We start from the raw sequence: 24,883 nt of genomic DNA on the forward strand, positions 1-24,883 counted from the left end.
CGAGACTCGAGCCTACCCGTCACCCCGACGGGTACCCCTGGATCTCAACAGGTCCGGACGCATCTGGACAGACGATCGGGATCCGCCGCGCGGTCACGCAACAGGAATGTGATCCACCGGCAACTCACCCAGCGTCACCGTCGCCGGCTCTGCGCGGAGGCCGGGGGAGGCGGTCGGACGGCGGCCGTCGGGACGCGGTCGTCAGCGCCCCGACGCGGTCGGTCGTCGCTGCGGACGGGGGGCGATCACGCCGGGCGCCAGCCGTCGGGCGGTGAGCAGGAAGGCCGTGTGCCCGATCATCCGGTGCTCCGGCCGGACGGCGAGCCCGACGAGGTGCCACGGGCGGTGCAGCGACTCCCACGCCGACGGCTCGGTCCAGCCGCCCTGCTCGCGCAGCGCCTCGGCGATCCGGGACAGCTGGGTGGTGGTGGCCACGTAGACGACCAACACGCCACCGGGGATGAGCACGTCGGCGACCGTGGGCAGCATCGCCCACGGCTCCAGCATGTCCAGCACCACCCGGTCCACCTCGGGATCGGCGACAGCGCGGTGCTCGGCCAGGTCGGCCACGGTGAGCGTCCAGTTCTCCGGGCGGTGCCCGAAGAACCGTTCCACGTTGCGGATGGCGTGGTCGGCGTGGTCCTCGCGGATCTCGTAGGAGATGACGCGTCCGGTGGGTCCCACGGCACGCAGCAGCGAGCAGGTCAGCGCCCCGGAGCCGGCGCCCGCCTCGAGCACCCGCGCCCCCGGGTACACGTCGCCCCAGTGCACGATCTGAGCGGCGTCCTTGGGGTAGATGACGGCCGCGCCGCGTGGCATGGACAGCACGTAGTCGGTGAGCAGCGGCCGCAGCGCCAGGTACGGCGACCCGCCCGCCGAGGTGATGACGCTGCCCTCGGGCTGCCCGATCAGGTCGTCGTGGGCCAGTGCGCCGCGATGGGTGTGGTAGGTCGCGCCGGCCTCCAGGACCATCGTGTACTTGCGGCCCTTGGAGTCGGTGAGCTGCACCCGGTCGCCGGGCGCGAACGGACCGGACACGGCGCGCGCGGTGGGCACCGACGGGTGGGGCTCGAGAGCTGCGGGACCGGCCTCGACGAGATCCGGAGCCGGCAGATCGAGGTCGGCCAGCCCGTCCTCGGTGGTGTCGTCCCCAGGCCCGGTCACAGTCGGCACGACCGGATGTCGGAGGCCAGCACGGCCTTGGCGCCCAGCTCGGCCAACGCGTCCATCACCGGGTTCGCCTCGGCACGGGGCACCATCGCGCGCACGGCCACCCAGTCCGGCTCGGCCAGCGGCGCGACCGTCGGCGACTCCAGGCCCGGGGTGATGGCAGTGGCCCGCTCGAGCAGGCTCCGCGGGCAGTCGTAGTCGAGCATCACGTACTGCTGGGCCAGGACGACACCCCTGAGGCGGTTGGCCAGCTGGCGCACCGGCTGCGCGATCTGGGGTGTCTCGCCGGGTGCGGCCCCGTTGCGGGTGATGAGGACGGCCTGCGACGCGCAGATCACGTCGCCGAAGGCGACCAGCCCGTGCTGGCGCAGCGTCCGTCCGGAGCCGACGACGTCGGCGATGGCGTCGGCCAGGCCGAGCTGGATGGAGATCTCCACCGCGCCGTCCAGCCGGGTCACCTCGGCCGGCTCGATGCCGTGGGCGGCCAGGTCGGCGCGGACCAGGTTGGGGTAGGCCGACGCGATCCGCTTGCCGGCCAGGTCGGCGACGTGCCACTCGCGCTCGGCCGGCCCGGCGTACCGGAACGAGGAGTGGCCGAAGCCGAGCTCGACGAGTTCGTGCACCTCGGCACCGGACTCCTGGGCCAGGTCGCGGCCGGTGATGCCCAGGTCGAGTTCGCCCGAGCCGACGTAGACGGCGATGTCCTTGGGCCGCAGGAAGAAGAATTCGACGTCGTTGGCGGTGTCCAGGACGGTGAGATCGCGGGCCTCGGTCCGCTGCCGGTACCCCGCCTCACGGAGCATGGCGGCGGCGGGCTCACTGAGGGTCCCCTTGTTCGGGACAGCGACGCGCAGCATGGAACGTTTCCTTCGTGGAGGTGCCCGGCGGGCAGGTGCGGCTGGGGAGTCCAGGAGCCGACGGAGTGGGCGCCGGCGCCCTACAGGTGTCGGTAGACCTGCTCCAGGCTCAGGCCGCGGCCGATCATGATGACCTGCGCCCGGTACAGCAGCTGCGAGATCTCCAGGGCCAGCGCCTCGTCGTCCTCGTGCTCGGCGGCCAGCCAGACCTCGCCGGCCTCCTCCAGCAGCTTCTTGCCCTGGGCGTGCACCCCGGCGTCGAGCGCCTGCACCGTCCCGGAGCCGGCCGGTCGGGTCGCGGCCCGGTCGGTCAGCTCGGCGAACAGCGCGTCGAAGGTCTTCACAGGGGTCGATTGTCGCAGACCGCGGGCACCGCTCCGGACGCGCCCGACGGTCCGCGCTGCCCGACCCGGCGCCGGTCGCTACTGTGCCCGGTCCAGGAGTGCCCCCAAGTGATCATCAGCCTGCGGCTGGTCCCAGCCCGAACGATCACTGTCACGATCGGAGCGAAGTCATGGCCGTGCGTCAGCACAAGTACCTGCTCGACGAGTCCGAGATGCCGACGCGTTGGTACAACGTGGTGCCCGACCTGCCCACGCCGCCGCCACCGCCGCTGCACCCCGGCACCCACCAGCCGGTCGGCCCGGACGACCTGGCCGGGCTCTTCCCCATGGAGCTCATCGCGCAGGAGGTCTCGACCGAGCGGTACATCGACATCCCGGACGAGGTGCAGGACGTCTACCGGTTGTGGCGGCCGTCGCCGCTGTTCCGCGCGCACCGCCTGGAGCAGGCGCTGGGCACGCCGGCGCGGATCTACTACAAGTACGAGGGTGTCTCCCCCGCCGGCTCGCACAAGCCGAACACCGCGGTGCCGCGGGTGTACTACAACGCCAAGGCGGGCGTGAAGAAGCTGACCACCGAGACCGGGGCCGGCCAGTGGGGCACCGCGCTGGCCTTCGCCTGCTCGCTGTTCGGCCTGGAGTGCGAGGTCTGGCAGGTCGGTGGGTCGTACGACGCGAAGCCGTACCGCCGCACCGTGATCGAGACCTTCGGCGGCACTGTGCACCGGTCGCCGTCCCGACTCACCGCGTCGGGCCGGGCCTTCCCCGAGGGTCACAGCGGATCGCTGGGCATCGCCATCTCGGAGGCCGTCGAGGTGGCCGCGCAGTCCCCCGAGATCAAGTACGCGCTCGGCTCCGTGCTCAACCACGTGCTGCTGCACCAGACCGTCATCGGCGAGGAGGCGCTGCTGCAGCTGGCCAAGGCCGGCGAGGACGGGGCCGACCTGATCATCGGCTGCACCGGGGGTGGCTCGAACTTCGGCGGCCTGGCCTTCCCGTTCCTGCGAGAGAAGCTGGCCGGCCGGATGTCGCCGGAGATCCGGGCGGTCGAGCCGGCGTCGTGCCCGTCGCTGACCCGGGGTGAGTACCGGTACGACTTCGGCGACACGGCCGGGCTCACGCCGCTGATGAAGATGCACACCCTCGGCCACGACTTCGTGCCCGACCCCATCCACGCCGGTGGCCTGCGCTACCACGGCATGGCACCGCTCATCTCGCACGTGTACGAACTCGGCCTGATGGAGGCGGTCTCGGTCGAGCAGACCGAGTGTTTCTCCGCCGCACTGCAGTTCGCCCGCACCGAGGGCATCGTGCCGGCGCCCGAGCCGACCCACGCGCTGGCCGAGACGATCGCGGAGGCCCTGCGCTGCAAGGAGTCCGGCCAGGAGAAGGTGATCGTCACCGCGCTGTGCGGGCACGGGCTGCTCGACCTGGCCGCCTACGACGCCTACCTGCGCGGGCAGATGGTGGATTCCGGGTTGTCCGACCAGGACCTGGCCCGGGCGCTCGCCGCAGTCCCGGTCCTCGGGTGACGCGTCGTGGTGGTGCCGGCGAGGACGTCACCGACGCCCCGTCGGCGGCACGCTGACGTCCCCGCCCACGCCGCCGCCGGGCTCGTTCCTGATCGACCGGACCGTGCGGATCGGCGCCGGCGAGGCCCGGTTCACCGCGGCCGCGGACGCCGTCCTGCACTGGCAGGTGCAGCACGGGGCCGGCCTGCCGGTGGACGCCGAGGACGCGGTGCACGTCGGTGCCCGGGTGGTGCTGGGTGTGGGCATCGGCCGGGTGCGCATCGGCGCCCCGTGCCGGTTCCCCGGTGGTGCTGCGCATCGTCGCGTCGTCCCGACCGGCGACGCTCCTGGCCCGGCTCGGCGGACCGGTCGGCCGGATGGTGCAGAGCGCGATCACCCGCCGGGACCTGCGGAGCCTGGGCACCGACGTGGGCACAGACGCCGGGAGGGCGGGCGGGCCGGGGGGGGGGCCCGCCCCGCCCACACAACCCGGGGGCAGAAGGGGGCGGCCTCGAGCGCCTTGCCGTCCAGCAGGAACTTCTCCAGCCGCGGCTCACGCAGCTCGTTCCAGTAGTCGACCATCCGCCACGGCGAGCCGACGATCGACTTGCCGGTGCCCTCGCGGTAGTAGCCGTGCGCGGTGCCGCCGTGCTGCCACACCGTTCGGTCCATCTCCGCGTCGACCCAGACGTTGTACTCGTCCACGGTCTCCTGGGTGACCTCGAAGGTCTTGACGTCCCGGTTCAGCATCGTCTGCAGGCACTCGACGATGTAGTGCACCTGGCACTCGCCGGCGAAGTTGTTGCCACCGCCGTGCAGGATCGCGGCGTTCGGGCCCGAGGTGATGAACAGGTTCGGGAAACCGGGCACCGTGACGCCCAGGTAGGCCCGCGGCGTCGGGTCCCACTTCTGCGCCAGGGTCTGACCGTCCCGGCCGGTGATCTCGATGGTGGACAGCCAGTCCAGCTGGAACCCGGTGGCCATGACGACCACGTCGGCCTCGACCTCGGTGCCGTCGGTGGCGATGTAGCCGTGCTCGGTGAACCGCTCGATGCTGCCGGTGAGCAGCTGTACGTGATCACGCTTGAGGGCGGCGTAGTAGCCCGGGTCCTTGACCACACGCTTGGCGAACGGCGGGAAGTCGGGCGTCAGCTTGGCCTTGAGCTCCGGGTGCTCGGGGAAGGTCGCGTCCAGGTAGGCCAGGCAGACCTGCAGCACGACGTCGTTGGCCGGCGAGACCGACAGGTGGTCCTTGGCCCACTCGGCGTCGATGCGCGAGACCTCGTAGCCCTTGTCCGAGCCGTACCAGTAGGTGCGCAGCCGGAACCACTGGTTGAAGTACGGCAGGTGGGTGAACGCCCAGTTCATCGCGGGCGAGACCTCCTGACCGACCTGTTCGGGGACGATCCAGTGGGGCTGCCGGGAGATGGTGGTCAGCTCGGAGACCTGGTCGACCACGCTGGCCACGATCTGGACAGCGGTGCAGCCGGCGCCCACCACGGTGACCTTCTTGCCGGTCAGGTCGACCGAGGAGTCCCACTCCGAGGAGTGCATGACGACGCCCTGGAACTTGTCGGCGTCGACGATGTCCGGCTTGACCGGGGTGCCGAAGAAGCCGAGCGCGGTGACCACCGCAGAGGCCTCGACGGTGCGGTGCTGGCCGTCCTGGACGATCTGCAGCACCCACTTGGCCTTGGCCTCGTCCCAGGCCATCGACTTCACCGAGGTGCGCAGCTGCACCTTGTCGATGACGTCGTACTTGTCGGTGACGCTCTTGAGGTAGCGCAGGTACTGGGCCCCGAACGGGTAGTAGTGCGTCCAGTCCGAGTTCAGCTCGAAGGACAGCGAGTAGTAGTGGCTCGGGGTGTCCACCGCGACGCCGGGGTACCGGTTGCGCGACCAGGTGCCACCGACCTCGTCCCGCTCCTCGAAGACGGTGAAGTTGAAGCCCGCCTCGTGCAGCTTGACCGCGGCGTCGATGCCGACCAGGCCGGCGCCGATGACGACCACGTCGAAGGAGGCCGGGGGCTGCACCAGCGCCTCGACGGAGCGCTCGTTGCCGACGAAGCCGGCCTGCTCCCGCAGCACCCGCAGGAACTCGTCGGGAACGTCCTCACCGACGACCATCTCGGCGATCTGCTTGAACAGTGCGAGGTCCGGCACGCCGAGCGGCGGATCCCCGGCCACGCCGTCGCCGATCACGCCGGCCAGCTCCTCGCGGAGCGCGGCGGCACCCTCCGGGTCGACCTCGTGCGCGACCCGTGCGGTCCGGATGACCACCGGGTGCAGCGCACCGCCGTACTGGTCCAGCTTGCTGCGGTCACCGGTGAGGTGCACCAGCACGGCGAGCAGCAGCGCCGGGTCGATCTCGGCGAGGAACTGCGCGATCGTGGCGCGGTCCGGGGTGGCGGGGACCGTCGGCGCTCCGGCGGTCGATCCTGACTGACTCATCGACATCCACTTCTCTCCGTTGAGAACTCTGGGAACCGCCCGCTGCCGTCGGTCGACGGTGGAACGAACGTTCATGAGCATAGCCGGTGGTGACCGCTGACACAGCTCTTCCCGCCGATTTTCTGAACCGCTGGATCAGAAAATATGGCGAGGTGGGAGGGGGTCTCGTTGGGCAGATGGCGATCTGCGCCGGTGGGAACCGGAGTGACTCCCGGCCGGACGGTCGGGACGCCCGGGCCCGCAGCCGCCAGCCGCCGACCGGCCGCCGGAAATCGACGGACGGTCGCGCCCGGAGCAGTACCGACCTAGAAGAAGTCGCGGATGCCGGGCCGTGGCCCGGCCATGGCCCGGGTCAGCACCCGGTCGTCCGCCGCGGTGCCCCCGGCCAGCAGGCCGGCCCGCCGGAGCACGGCCGCGTCCAGGCCGCCGGCCAGCAGCAGGCCGAGCCCGCGCACGGCCATCCGAGGCCCGCCGGGCTCCCCCGGTGCGACCCGGCCGACGCCGTCCCGCCACTCCAGGCGGTGGTGCCCGGTGTTCCAGGGACAGACCCAGTCGTCCACGCTGATCGTGACCGTGCCGCGCAGGTCCTCCGGCCAGCCGCGGGCCGCGACGGCCGCGGCCAGATCGATCGGCCGCAGCATGTACGGGCGCACCCGGTCGACCCGCCAGCCGTCGCCGGGCACCAGCCAGTGCACCGGGTCCAGACCGGTGGTGCGGAGGCGGATCTCGCCGACGACGGCGTCGAACGAGCCGAGCACGGCGAGCAGGGCGGATCCGGCCGGCGCGGTCCGGGTGAGCAGGTCGTCGACGGTCAGGGTGGCGTCCGCCCGATGCCAGCTCAGCACGCCCTGCAGACGGCCGTCGGCGTCCAGCGCAACGGTCAGGGCCTGCGGCCCGGTGGCGGGGTCCGGCAAGGTCGGCCCGGTCCGGGTCAGCCAGCCCGACTGCTCACGGGCCAGGTCGGTGTAGAGCGCGGCGATCCCGGCTCGATCATCGGGGTCCCCGGGCGCGGCACGGCGGACCCGGACGCCCTCGGGCACCCGTATCCCGCGCAGCGCCTGGATCGGCAGCGTCCCGTCGATCAGCTCGGCGATCTGTTCGTAACCCAGCGACCGGTACAGCGCCGGCGCGGTGCGGAACAGGGTGGACACCACCGCACCCCGGGCCCGGGCCGCGGTGAGCAGGTGCGTCATCAGCCGCCGGGCCAGCCCGCGGCCCCGCTGCTCGGCCGCGACCATGACGCTGCCCACCGCAGCGGTCGGGACCGGGCGCCCACCGAGCCAGCTGTCGTGACACCGGTCCTCGGCTGCGGCCACCAGTCGGGCCGGAGCACCGTCGAACACCCCCCAGTGATGGATGCCGGGGCGGGGCGGCACGACATCGTCGGGGACACCGAAGGACTCCTGGCTCAGCGCGGCCAACGCGGTCGCGTCGGCGCTGGTCAGCTGGCGCACCTGCATCGGCGCAGGGTAACCGGACCTGATCAGGGCAGGACGAGCCGGACCGACGCGGCCGATCGGACGTCGGCGACCAGCTCGGCCTCCCGGTCCAGCGCGTCGCGCTGCCGGCGGCTCAGCGCCGGAGCGGTCCCGAACCACTCCACGGTCAGATCCAGCCGGGAGCCGGACCGCTTCGCTCGCCAGAGACCCGCGATCGCTCCGTCCAGCAGCACGGCACCCGGGAAGCCGAGGGCGGGCCAGAGCTTGCGCTGGTCGGCGCGCCCGGGCACCAGCACGGCCCGGTCCCGCGCCGCCAGCAGCGGGTCGACGGGTCCGAGCAGGCGGACCACCTCGGCCGTCCGGCCCTGCTCGCCCGCCGTGATCCGGTCCAGCAGGTCGGGAGTGGTCACGGCCGGGCGCCCGTCGACGGTGACCGCGACCGTCTCCGGCAGGTCGGCCCGGACGTCGGCGGGCGTGCCGCCGAGCAGCTCGGCCAGCTCGCCCGGGGTGACGCATCCGTACCGGTCCAGCGCGGCGGCGACCAGCTCGACGCCGCCGCGGTGCTCGCCCGGCGTGCGCGCCGGCGCGCGGGGACGCAGCGGCTCCAGGACGACCGGCGTCGTGCCCGGCTGCAGGCCGATGCCGGCGGGCAGTGCGGCACAGCGGAACAGCATCTCCCGGACGTGCACGACGCCGCACGGCCGGCAGAACGCCGAGCACTCCGGCGGGGCCGCCGCGGTCACCGCGGCGCTGGCCTCCCCCTTGGTCATCGGCCCGGTGATGATCGACCGCATCGCGCCTGCGGTGTCGGCCAGCGCCTGACGAGGGTCGATGCCGTCGGACCGGAGGCCCGAGCCGCTGCCGGCCAGCGACGCGAACGCGGACTCGGCCGAGCGCGGCCACAACGATCGGGCCAGCGCGTCGAGCTCGGTGCGCCGGTGCACGTGCGGGCTACCGCGCAGCGACCAGACGAGTACGGCGTCCACGTCACCGGCCTGGTCCGGCCGGCCGACGACCGGGGCGCCGGCTCCGGTGCCGACCCGGTTGGCCAGCGCGAGCAGCGACCAGCCGGCGGAGTCCTGGACGCCGAGCCGGCCGAGCAGGTCCGGCGGGGATGCCGGGCGGTCGAGCCCGGTGGCGATGATCCGGTCCGCCCGGACCTGGGCCGCGGTCAGCTCCACGGGACCCGCGGTGTCGGCGGACCGGGTGGAGCGGGAGCTGCGGCGATCACCGGAGGCGGCCATGGCGGCATCGTGCCGCACGACCGCCGGCCGACGTCCGCCGGACCCGGGGCGCGGCTGTCAGCACGGCCGGCTCCGGCGCAACCCGGCCGTCAGCGCAGCTTGGCTGCCCGCCGGCGTGCCTTGGCCGCGGCCGCCTTCGCGGCGGCCACCGCCGCCTCGTCCACGCCGGCCGGTGCGGCGGCCACGGCCGCCGGCCCGGTGGCCGTTCTGGTCGGTGCGGCCTTGGCGCGGGCGGTGGCGCTGCCGACCGCCGTCGACCGAGCCCGGGTGGACCGGCTCGGCGTGGACCGGGCGTCGGGGGCGGTCGCCGCCGAGGCCGGCAGCCCGTCGGCGAGTGTCGCGGGCGCGGTGGAGCCGAGCAGCCCGGTCACGGTGTCCCGGCCGGCCAGGATGTCCTTGAGGAACGTGCCGGTGTAGGACTCGGGGTTGGCCGCCACCTGCTCCGGGGTGCCCTCGGCGATGACCGTGCCACCGCCGGAGCCGCCCTCCGGGCCCATGTCGATGACGTGGTCGGACACCTTGATGACGTCGAGGTTGTGCTCGATGACGATCACCGTGTTGCCCTTGTCGACGAGACCGTTCAGCACGGCCAGCAGCTTCTCCACGTCGGCGAAGTGCAGACCGGTGGTCGGCTCGTCGAGCACGTAGACGGTGCGTCCGTTCGACCGCTTCTGCAGCTCGGCTGCCAGCTTCACCCGCTGCGCCTCACCGCCGGACAGCGTGGGCGCCGGCTGCCCGAGCCGGACGTAGCCGAGTCCGACGTCGACGAGCGTCTTGAGGTGCCGGTGGATCGGGCCGATCGCCTCGAAGAACTCGGCGCCCTCCTCGATCGGCATGTCGAGCACCTCGGCGATGTTCTTGCCCTTGTAGTGCACCTCGAGCGTCTCCCGGTTGTACCGGGCGCCCTTGCACACCTCGCACGGGACGTAGATGTCCGGTAGGAAGTTCATCTCGATCTTGATGGTGCCGTCACCCGAGCACGCCTCGCAGCGACCGCCCTTGACGTTGAACGAGAACCGGCCCGGCTGGTACCCCCGGACCTTGGCCTCGGTGGTGGCCGCGAACAGCTTGCGGACGTGGTCGAACACGCCGGTGTAGGTGGCCGGGTTCGATCGCGGGGTGCGGCCGATCGGCGACTGGTCGACGCCGACCACCTTCTCCACCAGATCGACGCCGGTGACCCGGGTGTGCCGGCCCGGGATCATCCGGGCGCCGTTGATCCGGTTGGCCAGCACCGAGTGAAGGATGTCGTTCACCAGGGTCGACTTGCCGGACCCGGACACGCCGGTCACCGAGATCATCGTGCCCAGCGGGAAGTCCACCGTGACGTTGCGCAGGTTGTGCTCGCGCGCCCCGACCACGGTGAGCCTGCGGGCCTTGTCGATCGACCGGCGCCGGTCCGGGACCGGGATGCTGCGCCGGCCGGACAGGAACGCCCCGGTCGCCGACTCCGGCGAGGCCAGCAGCTCCCGGACCGGACCGGAGACGACCACCGTGCCGCCGTGCTCCCCGGCGCCGGGGCCGATGTCGACCACCCAGTCCGAGGTGCGGATGGTGTCCTCGTCGTGCTCGACGACGATGAGCGTGTTGCCGAGATCGCGCAACCGGGTGAGGGTCTGGATCAGCCGGTGGTTGTCCCGCTGGTGCAGCCCGATGGACGGCTCGTCCAGCACGTACAGCACACCGACCAGGCCAGACCCGATCTGGGTGGCCAGCCGGATCCGCTGCGCCTCGCCGCCGGACAGCGTGCCGGCCGCCCGGTCCAGCGAGAGGTAGTCCAGGCCGACGTCGAGCAGGAACCCGAGCCGGGCGTCGACCTCCTTGAGCACCCGCTCGGCGATCATCCGGTCGCGGTCGTTGAGCTCCAGGCCCGGGAAGAACGCCGACGCGTCCCGGATCGACATGTTGGCCAGCTCGGCGATGTTGCGGCCGCCCAACTCCCGGTGGTTGATGGTGACGGCGAGCACCTCGGGCTTGAGCCGGGTCCCGTGGCAGGCCGGGCAGGGCACCTCCCGCATGTAGCCCTCGTAGCGCTCCTTGGCGGACTCAGAGTCGGCCTGAGAGGCACGACGTTCCAGGAACGGGATGACGCCCTCGTACTCGGCGTAGTAGGAGCGAGTGCGGCCGTACCGGTTGCGGTACTTGACGTGCACCTGGTCGGTGGTGCCGTTCAGCACCGCCTTCTGCACCTTGGACGGCAGCTCGGACCACGGGGTGTCCAACGAGAAACCCTGCGCCGAGGCGAGTCCGGACAGCAGCCGGGTGAAGTACTCGGCGCTGGCGCCGCCGGACCACGGATGGATCGCGCCGTCGGCGAGGGACAGTTCCGGGTCCGGGATGACCAGCTCCGGGTCGACCTCCTTGCGGGTGCCCAGGCCGGTGCAGGTCGGGCAGGCCCCGAACGGCGAGTTGAAGGAGAACGACCGCGGCTCAAGCTCGTCCAGGGCCAGCGGGTGGTCATTCGGGCAGGCCAGCCGCTCGGAGTAGCGCCGCTCGCGTTCGGGGTCCGTCTCGTCCAGGTCGACGAGGTCCAGGATGACCACGCCGTCGGCCAGGGACAGACCGGTCTCCACCGAGTCGGTGATCCGCTGCTTGGCCGTCGCCCGGCTCACCAACCGGTCGACGACCACCTCGATGGAGTGCTTCTCCTGCTTCTTGAGGACCGGCGGCTCGCTGAGCGGATGGACCACCCCGTCGATCCGGGCCCGGGCGTAGCCCTTGGCCTGCAGCTCGGCGAACAGGTCGACGTACTCGCCCTTGCGTTCTCGGACCACCGGCGCGAGCACCTGGAACCGGGTGCCCTCCGGCATCTCCAGGACCCGGTCGACGATCTGCTGGGGCGTCTGCCGGGCGATCGGCTCGCCACACACCGGGCAGTGCGGGCGACCGATCCGCGCGTACAGCAGCCGCAGGTAGTCGTAGATCTCGGTGATGGTGCCCACGGTCGACCGCGGGTTGCGGGAGGTCGACTTCTGGTCGATGGAGACAGCCGGCGACAGGCCCTCGATGAAGTCGACGTCCGGCTTGTCCATCTGGCCGAGGAACTGGCGGGCGTACGAGGAGAGCGACTCCACGTACCGCCGCTGCCCCTCCGCGAAGATGGTGTCGAAGGCCAGCGACGACTTTCCGGACCCGGACAGTCCGGTGAAGACCACCAACGCATCGCGGGGAATGGTGATGTCGACGTTCCGCAGGTTGTGCTCGCGGGCCCCGCGCACGATGAGCTGATCGGTCACGGGAAGCCATGGTAGGCGTGACCACCGACAGTCCCTCCCACCTGCGACGACCGTCGACCACCCGAGTCGCCGGACCGCGCTGACCCGGCGACCGACACCCCGTTGAGACCCTCCGGCGGCCGCGACGGTCCCTCGGTATCAGACGGCGAGGTCTTCGCTCCGTCAACACGTCAGCCCGTTCCACCTCGGCGATGACCCGGAACACCCGGCCGCCGCGGGAACGCGTGGGAGAGGGGTCGGCCGTGTACCAGCACCGGGATCTGCACGATGACGTGCGGCGGGCCGTGCGCAGCATCGTGGACGACGCGGCCGACGCGGCCGACGCGGCCGACGCGGCGGACGACTGCCCGGGTCCGGCCGGTCCCCGCCGGCCCGACGAGGTGGTGGTCACCGGCATCGGCGCGGTGACCCCGCTGGCCGGGGACGCCGCCGGGACCTGGTCGGCCCTGCTGGCCGGGGCGTCCGGCCTGGTGCCGCCGCCGCCGGACTGGCCGGCCGACCTGCCGGTGCCGGCGCTGGGCTTGGCGGCCAAGGACCCGGCCGGCGCCCTGGAGCGCGGGCGGGCCCGGATCCTGGACCGGTGCCAGCAGCTCGCGCTGGTGGCCGCCCGGGAGGCCTGGACCGACGCCGGGGCCCCGGTCGTCCCGTCCGAACGCCTGGCCGTCGTGGTCGGCACCGGCGTGGGCGGCATCGGCACCATCGTCGACCAGATGGCCGGCTACCAGCACGGCGGCGCCCGGCGGATGTCACCCCACGGGGTGCCCATGCTCATGCCCAACGGGGCGGCCGCCACCATCGGGCTCGAACTCGGGGCACGGGCCGGCATCCACGCGCCGACGGCCGCGTGCGCGGCTGGGGCCGAGGCCGTGCTCGTCGCGCTGCGACTGCTGCGCGCCGATCTGGCCGACGTGGTGGTGTGCGGCGGCACCGAGGCCGCCATCCATCCGCTGACCGCCGGCGGCTTCGCCGCCATGCGGGCGCTGACCATGCGACCCCGGGCCGCCGTCTCCGCGTCCCGGCCGTTCGACACCGACCGCGACGGCTTCGTCCTCGGCGAGGGCGCCGGCATGCTGGTGCTGGAACGGCGGACCGATGCCGTGGCCCGTGGACGGGTCCCGCTGGCCGTGCTCGCCGGCGGCTCCGGCACCGCCGACGCCCGCTCGGTGGTGCAACCCGACCCCGACGGCGTGCAGGCCGCCCGGGCCGTCGCCGGGGCACTGGCCGACGCGGGCGCGGCACCGGGCGACGTCGCCCATGTCAGCGCGCACGCCACCGCGACCCCACTCGGGGACCGGGCCGAGGCCGCCGCGCTGCACCGAGCGCTCGGCCCGCACGTCGACCACGTCCCGGTCAGCGCGATCAAGTCGCTCACCGGCCACCTCCTGGGTGCGTCCGGGGCCGTCGCCGCCGTCGCCGCCGTGCTGACCGCCGCCCGGCGCGCGGCTCCGGCGGGCCGCAACCACGACACCCCCGACCCGGCCGTCGCCCTCGACATCGTGGACCGGCCCCGGTCGATCGCCGCCGGGCTCTGCCTGGTCGACAGCTTCGGGTTCGGCGGCCACAACGTCTGCCTCGCCTTCCACGCCGCCTGACCGTCCGGCGCTGCTCGCTGCCTGTCACCCGTGCTGTCCCGATCCCTGGAGGCGTCGCCATGTCCGTGCTCGGATTCCCGCCCGATCGCCGCGTCGCCGCGTGGCCGCACCGGACCGCCGGTCCCGACCGGGGCGTCGTACTCGTCACGGGCGGCTCCGGGGTGGTCGGGTCGGCGGTGCTGCCGATGCTGGGCGACCGGCCGGTGGTCTGCCTCACCCGCCGCAGTCCCCTGCCCGCCGCCCCGGACGACGGCACCCGACCCACACCGCTGGTGCTGCCGGGCGACATCCGCGCGCCCCGCCTCGGGCTCACCGGACGCGACCACGCCTGGCTGCTCGAGCGGGTCGACACCGTCCTGCACTCGGCGGCGGTCACCGACTTCGCCGCCCCGGACGTCACCGACACCAACGTCGACGGCACCGCCCGGGTCGCCGAGTTCGCCGCCGTGGCCGGCGCCCACCTGGTGCACGTCAGTACCGCCTTCGCCCAGGTCGGCCAGTCGGGGTCCGGCGGCGGCGCGTCCCGACCCGAGACCGCCTACGCGCGCAGCAAACTCGCCGCCGAACAGGTGGTGCGCAGCAGCGGCGCCAGGGCCACCGTGGCCCGACCGTCGATCGTCGTCGGCGACTCCCGCACCGGCGCGGTGGCGCGGTACCAGACCGTGTACCAGGTCGCCGGAGCGGTGCTCACCGGCCGGATCCCGCTCGCGCCGGTCGATCCGGGCTGGCGGCTGGACGTGGTCGCCGCGGACGCGGTGGCGTCCGCGCTGGTGCGACTGCTCGACGGCCGCCGGGCCGGCCGCACGGTGTGGCTGACGGCGGGGCCCGCCGCGCTCACCCTGGCCGAGACCGCCTCACTCCTGGTCGATCTCGGCCGCCGGTGGGGGCTGCCAGTGACCCTGCCCCGGTTCGTCGACCCCGAGCAGTACCACCGGTTGCTCGCCCCGGTGTTCCTGTCCGCACTCCCGGCCCCGGTGCGGGCCATGGCCACCCGCCTGGTCGACCACCTCACCAGTTACCTGGCCACCCCGGTCGCGTTCCCCACCGACCTGCCCGACCTGGTCGGCGGCGTGGACCGGGTGCCCGACCCCGGCGCGCTCTGGGAGACCTGCCTGGCGCCGTGGGCGCGGAGCCGGCGCATCCCTGTCCCGACCGACCCCACGGACCTGCGAGCCGACCGCGAGGAGGTGGCGTCGTGACCGTCGTCGGCGCCGAGCCGCTGTGGCCGCCCACGCCAGCCCGGGAGGTCCTCGCCGGTCCCGGGTCGGCACCGGAGCTGCGGCGCAGGACCGTGCAGCAGTACCGGGACCACGTGAACCGCGGTCTGGCCACCCTGGCCTCGCTCACCGGCGCGCCGCTCGAGCACCGGTCGGCTGGACCGTTCGTCTGGGACGTCGACGGCACCGAGTACCTCGACTGCGGCGGCTACGGGGTGTTCCTGCTCGGCCACCGGCACCCGCGGGTGGTGAACGCGGTGGCCGAACAGCTGTACCGGCACCCCCTCTCGGTCCGCGGGGTGCTCGACCCGGTGCTGGCCCGCGCGGCGGCCACCCTGGCCGCCGTCGCCCCCGGTGAGCTGCCGTTCGTCACGCTGACCAACTCGGGCGCCGAGGCCACCGAACTGGGACTGAAACTGGCCCGGCTGCACGGCCACCGCCGGATCATCGCCACGATCGGCGGCTTCCACGGCAAGAGCCTGGGCGCGCTCAGCGTCACCGGCCGCGACCGGTTCCGCCGGCCGGTCGAGCCGCTGCTGCCAGACGTCAGCTTCGTGCCGTACGGCGATGTCGCCGCGGTGACGGCGGCGCTGGCCGAACCCGGTCCGCCCGCGGCCGTCGTGGTCGAGCCGGTGCAGGGCGAGGGCGGCGTCGTGATCCCGCCACCAGGCTGGCTGGCCCGGGTCCGGTCCGCCTGCGACGAGGCCGGAGCCCTGCTCATCGTGGACGAGGTGCAGACCGGCCTGGGCCGGCTGGGTGCCTGGTGGGGCTGCGCCGCCGCCGGGGTGGTGCCGGACGTGCTGCTCACCGGCAAGGTACTGTCCGGCGGCGTCGTCCCGGTCGGCGCGGTGCTCACCGGCGAGCGGATCTTCGCCCCGCTGCACCGGGATCCGTTGCTGCACAGTTCGACCTACGCAGGCAACCCGCTGGCCGCCGCGGCGGCCACCGCCACCGTCGAGGTCCTGCACCGCGACGGCCTGATCGACGTGGCCGCCGATCTGGGCGCCCGGCTGCTCACCCGGATCAGCGCCCTGGTCGCCGGACGCGCCCCGGCGGCCGTCCCGGAGGTCCGCGGCCGCGGCCTGCTCATCGGCCTGGTCTGCCGGGATCCGTCGGTCGCCGCAGACCTGTTGCGACGCCTGCTGTCCCGTCAGGTCCTGGTCTCCTACTCGCTGAACTCCGGCACGGTCGTCCGGCTCACCCCGCCGGCCGTGCTGGAACCGGAACACGTCGACCGGCTGCTGGGCGCACTGGCCGACGCGCTCACCGGTCTCGACGACACGCTCTGAACGCCCGTCCCGTCCCGGCCCAACCTGGAGGCACCCGTCATGCACCACGTCACCGTCACCATGAGCGCACCGGTCCCCGTCGGTACGCCCGTGTCGGCCCGGGCCGACGACATCTTCACCTCGTTCACCGATCTCGGTTCGATCCCGACCCGCAGCGCAGCCGTGACCTCGGTCGAGGTGCAGGGAGACCCGACCGGTACCGGCGGCTCCCTGTCGCGCTGGAAGGTCCGCTTCGGCGGCGGCATGCTGCACTGGTCCGAGATCGACCGGCTCGACCCGGTCGCCCGCGAACTCGCGTTCGAGGTGGTCGACGGCGACATCCCCGACTTCTCCGGCCGCTGGCACGTCACGACCGCCGACGACCGGGTGGTCGCCAGCTTCAGCGCGACGTTCGACCTCGGTCTGCCCGAACTCGACGAGGCGCTGGCACCGGTGGCCGGACGCGAGCTGGTCACCGCGGTGACCGACATCCTGCGTGGGGTCCTGGGTCCGGGTGCGCGCAGCGACCGGGCCGAGCACCGGCCGGTGGTGCCGGCATGACCCTGCTCAGCGCCGGCACCACCGTCTCGCCGCGGCCGGCACTCCGGGAGGAGGTGACGGCCCGGGTGGTCACCGACGTCGACGACATCCCGGCGGCCGACTGGGCCGCCGTCACCGATCCCGACCGGCCGCTGTGGTCCCGGCAGGTGCTCCGGGCCGTGCAACGCAGTGGCATCGGGCCGGACCACACCGCCTTCGTGTGCCTGGAGCACCGGGGTGAGCTGGCCGCCGTGCTGCCGGTGGCGCGGTTCCGCCGACTGGATCTGCTCGGGCTGCTCAGCCGGAGCACCCGGCAGTCGCTGTCCCGGCCGGCCCGGTGGACGCGCCGGCTGGGCCGGCTGGACCCGTTCACGATCGACGCCGTGTTCGCCGGCCACCTGCTGACCGACGGCGGTCTGGCCCGACGCCCCGCCCACCCGGGGACGGGCCGGGCGCCGGACCTGTCGGCGCTGGGTGAGGCAGCCCTGGCCGCCGTGCTGACCTGGGCCCGCACCGTCGGCGGCCGGTGGGTGGTGTGGAAGGACCTGCCCGACGAGGACCTGGCCGCCGTCCGACCCGCCGCGACGGCTCGGGGCTGCACCGTCCTGCCGGCCCAGCCGGACACCGTGCTGCCGCTGACCGGCGGCACCTTCGACGAGTGGCTGGCCGGCCTGCCCGGCCGACCGCGGCGGAACACCCGGTCCAAGCTGCGGCGGTTCGCCGCCGCCGGCTTCCAGCTGCGCGAGCTGAGCGGCACCGTGCCACCGGAGGCCCTGCCCGCCCTGGCCGCCGGCTACCGGCAGGTGCTGGACCGGGCGGAGAACCGGTTGGAGACACTCACCGAACGGTTCCTCGCCGACGTCGTCCGCAGCGAGCCCCAGCTCGACGGCCCGGACGCCCCCGATGTACGGCTCATCGTGGCCGGCGACCCGACCGACCCCGCCGGGTTCCTGCTCTGGTTGCGTCGCGGGCGCGGCGCCGCCGCCCTGCGGGTCGGCCTGGACTACGCCCGGGCCACCGACGCCGGGGTGTACCACCGGGTCCACCTGCACGGCATCGACCTGGCGCTGCAGGCCGGCTGCCGGGAGATGGAGTTCTTCCAGACCGCCTACGAGGCCAAGCGGGAACTCGGGTGCGCGCTCGTGGCGCGGTCCAACCTGGTGTGGCACACCGACCCGGTGCTGCGCCGGCTGGTGCTGCCCCGGCTGCGCCGGCTGGTCGCCGGATGACGGCGCACGCGCCCCGGTTACGGTGACGTCCATGACCGACACCGTCGACTACACCGGGCACGTCGACCCGGGCGGGGCTCCGGCGACCCGGGTGCTGCCGGACGTCACCATCACCAAGTTGTCCGTCGGACCGACCGACAACAACGCCTACCTGCTGGTCTGCCGGCGCACCGGTGACGGGTTGCTCATCGACGCGGCCAACGACAGCGAGCGCATCGCCGACCTGCTCGGCGACGGACCGGACCGGCCCCGGTTGCGCAGCATCGTCACCACCCACCGGCACGACGACCACTGGCAGGCACTCGGCGCGGTGGCCGGGCAGACCGGCGCCAACCTGTACGCCGGCACGGCGGACGCCGAGGCGCTCCCGGTGCCCACCGACGTGCCGTTGGACCAGGGTGACACCGTGCCGCTGGGCGACGCCCAGCTGTCGGTCATCGCGTTGCGGGGCCACACCCCCGGCTCCGTGGCGCTGCTGTACCTGGACCCGCACGGCCACCCGCACCTGTTCACCGGCGACTCGCTGTTCCCCGGCGGCCCGGGGAAGACCTGGAGTCCGGCCGACTTCGATTCGCTGATGACCGATCTGGAGCAGCGGGTGTTCGACGTGCTGCCGGACGAGACCTGGGTGTACCCGGGGCACGGCGACGACACCACGCTCGGCGTCGAGCGACCGCACCTGGGTGAGTGGCGCGCCCGCGGCTGGTGATCGCCCGGTGGTGACCGGACCACCGCTGACCGGTCCGGACGGCCCGTGCCGTCGATGGTGAGATGACGGCCGTGGAGCATCTGCTGCCCGTCGTGGGGCTGGTCGTCGGGGTCATCGTGGTCACCGGGCTGTCCGGGCGGATCGGTGTCCCGGCGCCGATCGCGCTGGTGCTCATCGGGGTCGGGGCGTCGTTCGTGCCGGGGGTCCCCGGATACGCGGTCGACCCGGAGTTCGTGCTGTCGGTGCTCATCCCACCGCTGCTCTACGCCGCGGCGGTGGAGTCGTCGGTGCTGGCCATCCGCACCGTGCTCCGGTCGATCATCCGGCTCAGCGTCGGACTGGTGCTGGTCACCGCGTTCGCGGTCGGTGCCGTGCTCAGCCTGGTGGTGCCGGTCATCCCGTTCACCGCCGCCCTCGCGCTCGGGGCGATCGTGGCCCCACCCGACGCGGTGGCCGCCGTGGCGGTGGCCCGCAGGGTCGGCCTGCCGCGCCGGGTGCTGGTCCTGCTCGAGGGCGAGTCCCTGTTCAACGACGCCAGTTCGCTGGTGCTGCTCCGGGTGGCCACTGCGGCTCTGGCCACCGGTGCGCTCGCCTGGGGCGCGGCCGCGCTGGACTTCCTGTGGGCCTCGGTGGGTGGGCTGCTCATCGGCGCGGCCGTCGGCCTGGTCGCCTCGTGGACCCGGCGACGGCTGGGCGGCGCCCTGGCCGTGACGGCGTTCTCCCTGGTCATCCCGTACGTGGCGTACCTGGCCGCGGAGGCCGCGGGAGCGTCCGGGGTGCTCGCGGTGGTGGTTGCCGGGCTGGTGCTGGGCTACCGCTCGCCCACCGAGGAGGCGGCCCTGGTGCGGCTGACGGAGACCGCCACCTGGGAGTCACTGCGCTACGTCCTCGAGGGCATCGTCTTCGCGCTCATCGGTCTGCAGCTGCGACACCTGGTCGGCGACCCGGCCGTCCGCCCCGACCACCTCACCGGGGCCGTCGCCGTGGTGCTGGCCACCGTCGTGCTGGTCAGGCCCGCCTACCTCTTCCTCGGGGCCGGGTTGACCCGGCTGGGCCGCTGGGCCCAGTACCGGTGGGGCCGTGAGATCGGCGACGACGGGCGCGACCGTCCCGCTCCGCCGACCTGGCGTGAGCAGGCGGTGATGTCGTGGGCGGGGATGCGCGGCGTGGTCTCCCTGGCCGCCGCCCAGACCCTGCCGCTGGAGACCCCGTACCGATCGACGCTGATCCTGGCCACCGTCGCGGTCATCCTGGCCACGCTGGTGCTGCAGGGCCTGTCGTTGCCCTGGGTGATCCGTCGGCTGGGGGTGGCCGGCGATCCGCGCGGCGATCTGGACCGGGAACGCGCCGCCGCCTCGGCACAGGCCGGCGCGGCCATCGCCGCCCGCGTGGAGCAGTTGATCGTCGACGGGTCGGTGACCGCCCAGCAGGGCCACCACATGCGTCGCTGGCTGGCCGTGCGCGACTGGCACAGCTGGGACGATGCCGATACCGATACCGATACCGGTGCGGAGGCCGGTCGTGCCGCCGGGCCGGACGCCGCCGGGTCGCCGGGGCGGGTGGTGCACAGCCGACTCGACTGGCAGCAGGACCTCATCGACGTGCAGCGGGACGTCTTCATCACGATGCGCAACGCCGGCGACCTGTCCGAGGAGGCGCTGCGTGAGCTGCAACACGACCTCGATCTCGAGGAGGCCCTGCTCGGGCGTCGGACGGAGGCGCTCAGCGGGCACCTCACCGAACTGCCGACCGGCCGGGACGAGCCGGACGACGGGGTTCCGGCCGAGCGGGGTGCGCGGGACCGTCGTTCCTGATCGGCGTCGGTGGGACCGGCGCGACCTGGTCCGGCCGGTGATCGGCCCGGTGCTGGCGGCGCGCTCTGGCAGGCTGGTCGGATGGTCTCGGTGGAGCCGGCGCAGCCGGTGCGGTCAGCAGTGCCCGGTGTCGCCACTGGGTCGGCCCGGTGGTGACGGTGCGTCGATGGCTCCGGACCCCGGCGCGCCGGTGGACCACCCTGGGCGTGGTGCTCGCGGTGCTGGCCCTGGTGGCCGTGGTGGTGTGGCCGAGCGCGGCGCCGGCGCGGGTGTCGTCGTCCGAGCAACGGATCAGCGCCCCCGGCGGGCCGGGGGTGGCCGAGCCGGTCGAGCTCGACACCACGCTGTACCTCCCGGAGTCCACGCCCGCGCCGGCGGTGCTGTTGGCGCACGGCTTCGGTGGATCGAAGGCGTCGCTCACCGATCAGGCGCAGCAACTGGCCCGGGACGGGTTCGTGGTGCTGACGTACTCGGCGCGCGGCTTCGGCACCTCCACCGGGCAGATCGCACTGGACTCGCTGGACCACGAGATCCCGGACGCCCGCGCCCTGGTCGACTGGCTGGCGGAGCGTCCCGAGGTCACGCTGGACGCACCGGGTGATCCCCGGATCGGCGTGACGGGCGGGTCCTACGGCGGCGCCCTGTCGCTCATGCTGGCCGGCACCGATCCGCGGATCGACGCGCTGGCTCCGGTGATCACCTGGAACGACCTGGGCGATGCGCTGTTCCCCAATGCGCTGGCCGACGCGGACACGCTGTCGGCGGCCACCCCGGCCGCGGCCGGTGACGCCGGGGACGGCGTGTTCAAGCGCGGCTGGGCAGCGGCGCTCATCGCGTCGGTGACCACCGGCGCGTCGCTGACCGGCACCCTGGGCGTGGCCGAGGGCGACACCGGCGACACGGGTTTCGCCGGACCGGGGTCCGGGGGCGGCGGCAGCGACGACGGCCAGGACGGCTCCGCGCCGCCGGACGCCGGGACCGACGGCAGCGCACCGACCGGGACCGACGGTGCTCCGTCGCTGCCGACGGCCGGCGGCATCGGCGTCCAGGCCAGCTGCGGCCGACTCATGCTGGAGCTCTGTGCGGCGTACTCACTGGCGGCCGAGACCGGCCGGCTGGGACCGGATCTGGCGGCGCTGCTGGAGCGGTCCAGCCCGGCCACGGTCGCCGGTGACATCACCGCGCCCACCCTGCTGGTGCAGGGCGAACGGGACACGCTCTTCGGCCTGGACCAGGCCGACGCCAACGCCCGGGCGATCGCGGCCAACGGCGCCACCGTCGCGGTCAGTTGGTACAACGGCGGGCACGATGGCGGGTCCCCGGACAGCGACACCGAGCAGCGCATCACCGACTGGTTCCGCCACTGGTTGGCCGGGACCGGGCCGGAGCCGTCCACCGCGTTCCGCTACACCGTCGACGGTCCGGTCAGTGACACCGGCCGGGCCCGCAGCCGCACCCTGCAGGCGGCCGACTACCCGGGGCTCGACCCGGCCGCCGGTCCGACCTCCGAGACGCCGCGGCAGCCGGTGGGTCTGACCGGCAGCGCCCAGGTGATCGTCAACCCGCCGGGCGGGCAACCGGCCGCCGTGTCGTCGTTGCCGGGCCTGGGCGGACTGGCGTCGTCGGTGCTGTCCACCTTCGGCGGCGGTCTGCCCGGTCAGACCGCCCGCTTCACCTCCGAGCCGATGGCCGACCTCACCGTGCTGACCGGCACGTCCCGGGTGGCCCTGTCGATCAGCCGCGTGCCGGTGCCCGCGTTGCCGGGCACGTCCGCCGCGACCTCGGCTGCCGACGACGATCCGGGCGCGGTGCTGTTCGCCTCGCTGGCCAAGGTGACCCCGGGCGGGGTGCGGACCCTGGCCGGCGGCGCTGTCGCGCCCATCCGGATCACCGACCTGCCCGCCGACGGGTCCCCGGCGACCGTGGTGGTCGATCTGCCGGCGTCGGCGTTGCAGGTCGAGGCGGGCAGCTCCGTCGAGGTCTCCATCGCCACCACCAACCAGGCGTTCGCCGGGTCGACCGAGCCGTCGGTGTACCGGGTCGCGCTGGCCGATCAGGCCGCGGTGGCGTCGGCCCTCGGGACCGCCGGCCGGGACGCGGGCGCGATCGGTCTCGACACCGCCTCGCTCAGCGCGCCGGAGGTCGGCGGCGAGCGGGTGGGTGACTCGGAGATCCCGGTGCCGCAGCTGGTCGGCCTGGTGCTGCTGGCCGGGCTGGTCGTGGTCGCGCTGCTCATCGGCGGCCGCCGGTTCGGCCGCGGCAGCAGCCGGGCCCCGGATCCCGCCCTGGCCGAGGTCCCACTGGCCATCACCGGACTGCGCAAGCAGTACCCGGGCGGCGTGCCGGCGGTTCAGGACGTGAGCTTCCGGGTCGAGGCCGGCCAGGTGCTGGGGCTGCTCGGGCCCAACGGCGCCGGCAAGACCACGACGCTGCGCATGGTCATGGGGCTGATCAGCCCGTCCGCCGGCGAGATCCGGGCGTTCGGCCGCGTCGTCCATCCGGGCGCGGAGATCCTGTCCCGCATCGGCAGCTTCGTGGAGGGCTCCGGGTTCCTGCCGCACCTGTCCGGCCGGGCCAACCTGGAGCTGTACTGGAAGGCCACCGGCCGACCCGCGGAGGACGCCCACATGGACACGGCGCTGGCCATCGCGGGCCTGGGCGCCGCGGTGGAACGCAAGGTGCGAACCTACTCGCAGGGCATGCGGCAGCGGCTGGCCATCGCCCAGGCGATGCTGGGCCTGCCGGAACTGCTGTTGCTCGACGAGCCGACGAACGGACTCGACCCGCCGCAGATCCACGCCATGCGCGAGGTGCTGCAGCGGTACGCCGCGACCGGCCGCACGGTGCTGGTGTCCAGCCACCTGCTGTCCGAGGTCGAGCAGACCTGCTCGCACGTCGTGGTGATGCACAAGGGCCGCACCATCGCGACCGGGACGGTGGCCGAGCTGATCGCCGGATCCGGCGAGACGGTGTTCGGGCTGGACCGGGCCGAGGACACCGAGACCACCGTCCGGGTGCTGCGGGACGAGCTGGGGCTGCGCGCACTTGAGGTCACCGAGGCCGGTGTCCAGGTCGACCTGGGCCGGGTGCCCGCGTCGACCGCGGTGGCGGCGCTGGTCGGGGCCGGGGTGGCGGTGTCGGCAGTGGCCCCGCGGAACCGGCTGGAGGACGTGTTCCTGGCCATGGTGGGTGAATCGGTCGACCCGGCGGCCGGGGACGGTGCGATGACCGGCGAGGCGGCTCCGTCGACGGGGTCGCCGACCGGGGCCGGCGACGATCGAGAGGTGCGGGTATGAGCCAGGTCCACGACCGGTCCGGTCGCGAACGGTTCCGGGAACACAGCACCGAGGTGGCGGTGACCGCGATGGAGACGGTCGGTGCCAAGGTGCCGACCTCGACGTCCGGTGCTCCGGCGGGGTTCCGGTCCGACCACACCCTGCCGGTGGCGGTCGAGCTGCGCCGCCAGCTGCGCCGACGGCGCACCCAGCTGGCACTGGTGCTGATGGCGCTGCTGCCGATCATCCTGGTCGTCGCGTTCGCCTTCGACGACGGCGACACCGGCGGCTCGGTGTCCCTGGTCGACCTGGCCACCACCAGCGCGACCAACTTCGCGGTGGTCTGTCTGTTCTTCTCGGCCAGCTTCCTGCTCATCGTGGTGATCGCGCTCTTCTTCGGCGACACCATCGCCTCCGAGGCGTCCTGGTCGTCGCTGCGCTACCTGCTGGCCATGCCGGTGCCGCGGATCCGGCTGCTCCGGCAGAAAGTGATCGTGGCCGGGCTGCTGTCGGTGGCCGCGCTGCTCGTGCTGCCCGTCGTCGCCGTGGTCGTCGGGCTCATCGCCTACGGCGGCGGCCCGCTGGCCACCCCGGTCGGTGAGCAGCTCTCGTTCGGCACGGCACTGCTGCGGCTGGCGCTCATCCTGGCGTTCATCGCGGTGCAACTGGCCTGGGTGGCCGGGCTGGCCCTGATGCTCAGCGTGCTCACCGACGCCCCGCTCGGGGCGGTCGGCGGCGCGGTGCTGCTGTCGATCCTGTCGCAGATCCTCAACCAGATCGAGGCGCTCGGGGTCATCCGGGACTGGCTGCCCACGCACTACTCGTTCGCCTGGACCGGGGCGCTGGTCAACCCGATCCGCTGGGACGACATGATCCGCGGTGGCTTCATCAGCCTGCTCTACGCGGTGGTGTTCGCGACCATCGCGGTGGTGCGGTTCCGGCGCAAAGACATCACCAGCTGACCCCGCCCGCCCGGCGTGCGGGTGCGCA

The 24,883-nt window shown here is 73.6% G+C and carries 16 protein-coding genes and 3 pseudogenes; 12 read left to right on the plus strand and 7 right to left on the minus strand.

The window, feature by feature from the left end; genetic code table 11:
• Window positions 1-201 precede the first annotated feature (201 nt).
• The 3 genes from JL106_RS05710 to JL106_RS05720 all read right to left on the minus strand — a co-directional run bounded on the left by JL106_RS05710 (window position 202) and on the right by JL106_RS05720 (window position 2,371).
• Complete coding sequence (locus JL106_RS05710) at window positions 202-1,056, minus strand: tRNA (adenine-N1)-methyltransferase (RefSeq protein ID WP_407940110.1); 855 nt, start codon at window positions 1,054-1,056, stop codon at window positions 202-204.
• 104 nt (window positions 1,057-1,160) lie between these two features.
• On the minus strand, window positions 1,161-2,027 hold the full coding sequence (gene hisG / locus JL106_RS05715) for an ATP phosphoribosyltransferase (RefSeq protein WP_205259742.1): 867 nt from the start codon (window positions 2,025-2,027) through the stop codon (window positions 1,161-1,163).
• 80 nt (window positions 2,028-2,107) lie between these two features.
• Window positions 2,108-2,371: a phosphoribosyl-ATP diphosphatase gene (locus tag JL106_RS05720; RefSeq protein ID WP_205259743.1), complete on the minus strand. Its 264-nt coding sequence runs from the start codon at window positions 2,369-2,371 to the stop codon at window positions 2,108-2,110.
• A 170-nt stretch (window positions 2,372-2,541) separates the two neighbouring features.
• Between JL106_RS05720 and JL106_RS05725 the strand changes: the two genes are divergently transcribed.
• From JL106_RS05725 to JL106_RS22440, 3 genes and pseudogenes are all read left to right on the plus strand, one after another.
• Window positions 2,542-3,900, plus strand: a complete 1,359-nt coding sequence (locus JL106_RS05725; RefSeq protein WP_205259744.1) for a TrpB-like pyridoxal phosphate-dependent enzyme — start codon at window positions 2,542-2,544, stop codon at window positions 3,898-3,900.
• Between the two features lie 52 nt (window positions 3,901-3,952).
• Window positions 3,953-4,165, plus strand: a pseudogene (locus JL106_RS22435) (DUF1990 family protein); the annotation flags it as partial.
• Between the two features lie 22 nt (window positions 4,166-4,187).
• Window positions 4,188-4,241, plus strand: a pseudogene (locus JL106_RS22440) (hypothetical protein); the annotation flags it as partial.
• A gap of 31 nt (window positions 4,242-4,272) precedes the next feature.
• Here JL106_RS22440 and JL106_RS05735 read toward each other — a convergent pair.
• The 4 genes and pseudogenes from JL106_RS05735 to uvrA all read right to left on the minus strand — a co-directional run.
• Window positions 4,273-6,330 carry a flavin-containing monooxygenase gene (locus JL106_RS05735; RefSeq protein WP_205259745.1) on the minus strand — a complete coding sequence of 686 codons (2,058 nt, stop codon included), beginning with the start codon at window positions 6,328-6,330 and terminating at the stop codon, window positions 4,273-4,275.
• Between the two features lie 305 nt (window positions 6,331-6,635).
• Window positions 6,636-7,790: a GNAT family N-acetyltransferase gene (locus JL106_RS05740; RefSeq protein ID WP_205259746.1), complete on the minus strand. Its 1,155-nt coding sequence runs from the start codon at window positions 7,788-7,790 to the stop codon at window positions 6,636-6,638.
• A 23-nt stretch (window positions 7,791-7,813) separates the two neighbouring features.
• Complete coding sequence (locus tag JL106_RS05745; protein ID WP_205259747.1) at window positions 7,814-9,013, minus strand: DNA glycosylase AlkZ-like family protein; 1,200 nt, start codon at window positions 9,011-9,013, stop codon at window positions 7,814-7,816.
• Window positions 9,014-9,351: 338 nt separating this feature from the next.
• A pseudogene (gene uvrA, locus JL106_RS05750) lies at window positions 9,352-12,249 on the minus strand (excinuclease ABC subunit UvrA); the annotation flags it as partial.
• A gap of 191 nt (window positions 12,250-12,440) precedes the next feature.
• On the opposite strand from uvrA, the gene JL106_RS05755 reads away from it, so the two are divergent.
• From JL106_RS05755 to JL106_RS05795, 9 genes are all read left to right on the plus strand, one after another.
• Window positions 12,441-13,841 (plus strand): beta-ketoacyl-[acyl-carrier-protein] synthase family protein, encoded by a 1,401-nt coding sequence (locus JL106_RS05755; protein ID WP_205259748.1) that lies wholly within the window; start codon window positions 12,441-12,443, stop codon window positions 13,839-13,841.
• A gap of 59 nt (window positions 13,842-13,900) precedes the next feature.
• The gene (locus JL106_RS05760; RefSeq protein ID WP_205259749.1) at window positions 13,901-15,040 is read left to right on the plus strand and encodes an SDR family oxidoreductase; all 1,140 of its coding nucleotides are present in this window, start codon (window positions 13,901-13,903) and stop codon (window positions 15,038-15,040) included.
• Window positions 15,037-16,347 (plus strand): aspartate aminotransferase family protein, encoded by a 1,311-nt coding sequence (locus tag JL106_RS05765; protein WP_205259750.1) that lies wholly within the window; start codon window positions 15,037-15,039, stop codon window positions 16,345-16,347. Before JL106_RS05760 ends, JL106_RS05765 begins: the two co-directional genes overlap by 4 nt.
• A gap of 60 nt (window positions 16,348-16,407) precedes the next feature.
• Window positions 16,408-16,887 (plus strand): SRPBCC family protein, encoded by a 480-nt coding sequence (locus tag JL106_RS05770; protein WP_205259751.1) that lies wholly within the window; start codon window positions 16,408-16,410, stop codon window positions 16,885-16,887.
• Window positions 16,884-18,095 carry a GNAT family N-acetyltransferase gene (locus tag JL106_RS05775; protein ID WP_205259752.1) on the plus strand — a complete coding sequence of 404 codons (1,212 nt, stop codon included), beginning with the start codon at window positions 16,884-16,886 and terminating at the stop codon, window positions 18,093-18,095. Before JL106_RS05770 ends, JL106_RS05775 begins: the two co-directional genes overlap by 4 nt.
• A 31-nt stretch (window positions 18,096-18,126) precedes the next feature.
• A complete protein-coding gene (locus JL106_RS05780) occupies window positions 18,127-18,804 on the plus strand; it encodes an MBL fold metallo-hydrolase (protein WP_205259753.1) in 678 nt (225 codons plus the stop codon).
• Between the two features lie 62 nt (window positions 18,805-18,866).
• On the plus strand, window positions 18,867-20,618 hold the full coding sequence (locus tag JL106_RS05785) for a cation:proton antiporter (RefSeq protein WP_205259754.1): 1,752 nt from the start codon (window positions 18,867-18,869) through the stop codon (window positions 20,616-20,618).
• Window positions 20,619-20,776: 158 nt separating this feature from the next.
• Entirely contained in the window at window positions 20,777-23,914 is a 3,138-nt protein-coding gene (locus JL106_RS05790) for an alpha/beta fold hydrolase (protein ID WP_205259755.1), read from the plus strand.
• Window positions 23,911-24,855 carry an ABC transporter permease gene (locus tag JL106_RS05795; protein WP_205259756.1) on the plus strand — a complete coding sequence of 315 codons (945 nt, stop codon included), beginning with the start codon at window positions 23,911-23,913 and terminating at the stop codon, window positions 24,853-24,855. Before JL106_RS05790 ends, JL106_RS05795 begins: the two co-directional genes overlap by 4 nt.
• Window positions 24,856-24,883 lie beyond the last annotated feature (28 nt).

The organism is Nakamurella leprariae, from assembly GCF_016918035.1.
Taxonomy (GTDB): domain Bacteria; phylum Actinomycetota; class Actinomycetes; order Mycobacteriales; family Nakamurellaceae; genus Nakamurella; species Nakamurella leprariae.

What these genes read in the sequence shown, in the direction of transcription:
- JL106_RS05755 (WP_205259748.1), top strand. Translation starts at nt 12,441, where the DNA reads ATGACCCGGAACACCCGGCCGCCGCGGGAACGCGTGGGAGAGGGGTCG.
- JL106_RS05760 (WP_205259749.1), top strand. Translation starts at nt 13,901, where the DNA reads ATGTCCGTGCTCGGATTCCCGCCCGATCGCCGCGTCGCCGCGTGGCCG.
- JL106_RS05735 (WP_205259745.1), bottom strand. Translation starts at nt 6,330, where the DNA reads ATGAGTCAGTCAGGATCGACCGCCGGAGCGCCGACGGTCCCCGCCACC.
- JL106_RS05740 (WP_205259746.1), bottom strand. Translation starts at nt 7,790, where the DNA reads ATGCAGGTGCGCCAGCTGACCAGCGCCGACGCGACCGCGTTGGCCGCG.
- JL106_RS05780 (WP_205259753.1), top strand. Translation starts at nt 18,127, where the DNA reads ATGACCGACACCGTCGACTACACCGGGCACGTCGACCCGGGCGGGGCT.
- JL106_RS05775 (WP_205259752.1), top strand. Translation starts at nt 16,884, where the DNA reads ATGACCCTGCTCAGCGCCGGCACCACCGTCTCGCCGCGGCCGGCACTC.
- JL106_RS05770 (WP_205259751.1), top strand. Translation starts at nt 16,408, where the DNA reads ATGAGCGCACCGGTCCCCGTCGGTACGCCCGTGTCGGCCCGGGCCGAC.
- hisG (WP_205259742.1), bottom strand. Translation starts at nt 2,027, where the DNA reads ATGCTGCGCGTCGCTGTCCCGAACAAGGGGACCCTCAGTGAGCCCGCC.
- JL106_RS05745 (WP_205259747.1), bottom strand. Translation starts at nt 9,013, where the DNA reads ATGGCCGCCTCCGGTGATCGCCGCAGCTCCCGCTCCACCCGGTCCGCC.
- JL106_RS05795 (WP_205259756.1), top strand. Translation starts at nt 23,911, where the DNA reads ATGAGCCAGGTCCACGACCGGTCCGGTCGCGAACGGTTCCGGGAACAC.
- JL106_RS05785 (WP_205259754.1), top strand. Translation starts at nt 18,867, where the DNA reads ATGACGGCCGTGGAGCATCTGCTGCCCGTCGTGGGGCTGGTCGTCGGG.
- JL106_RS05725 (WP_205259744.1), top strand. Translation starts at nt 2,542, where the DNA reads ATGGCCGTGCGTCAGCACAAGTACCTGCTCGACGAGTCCGAGATGCCG.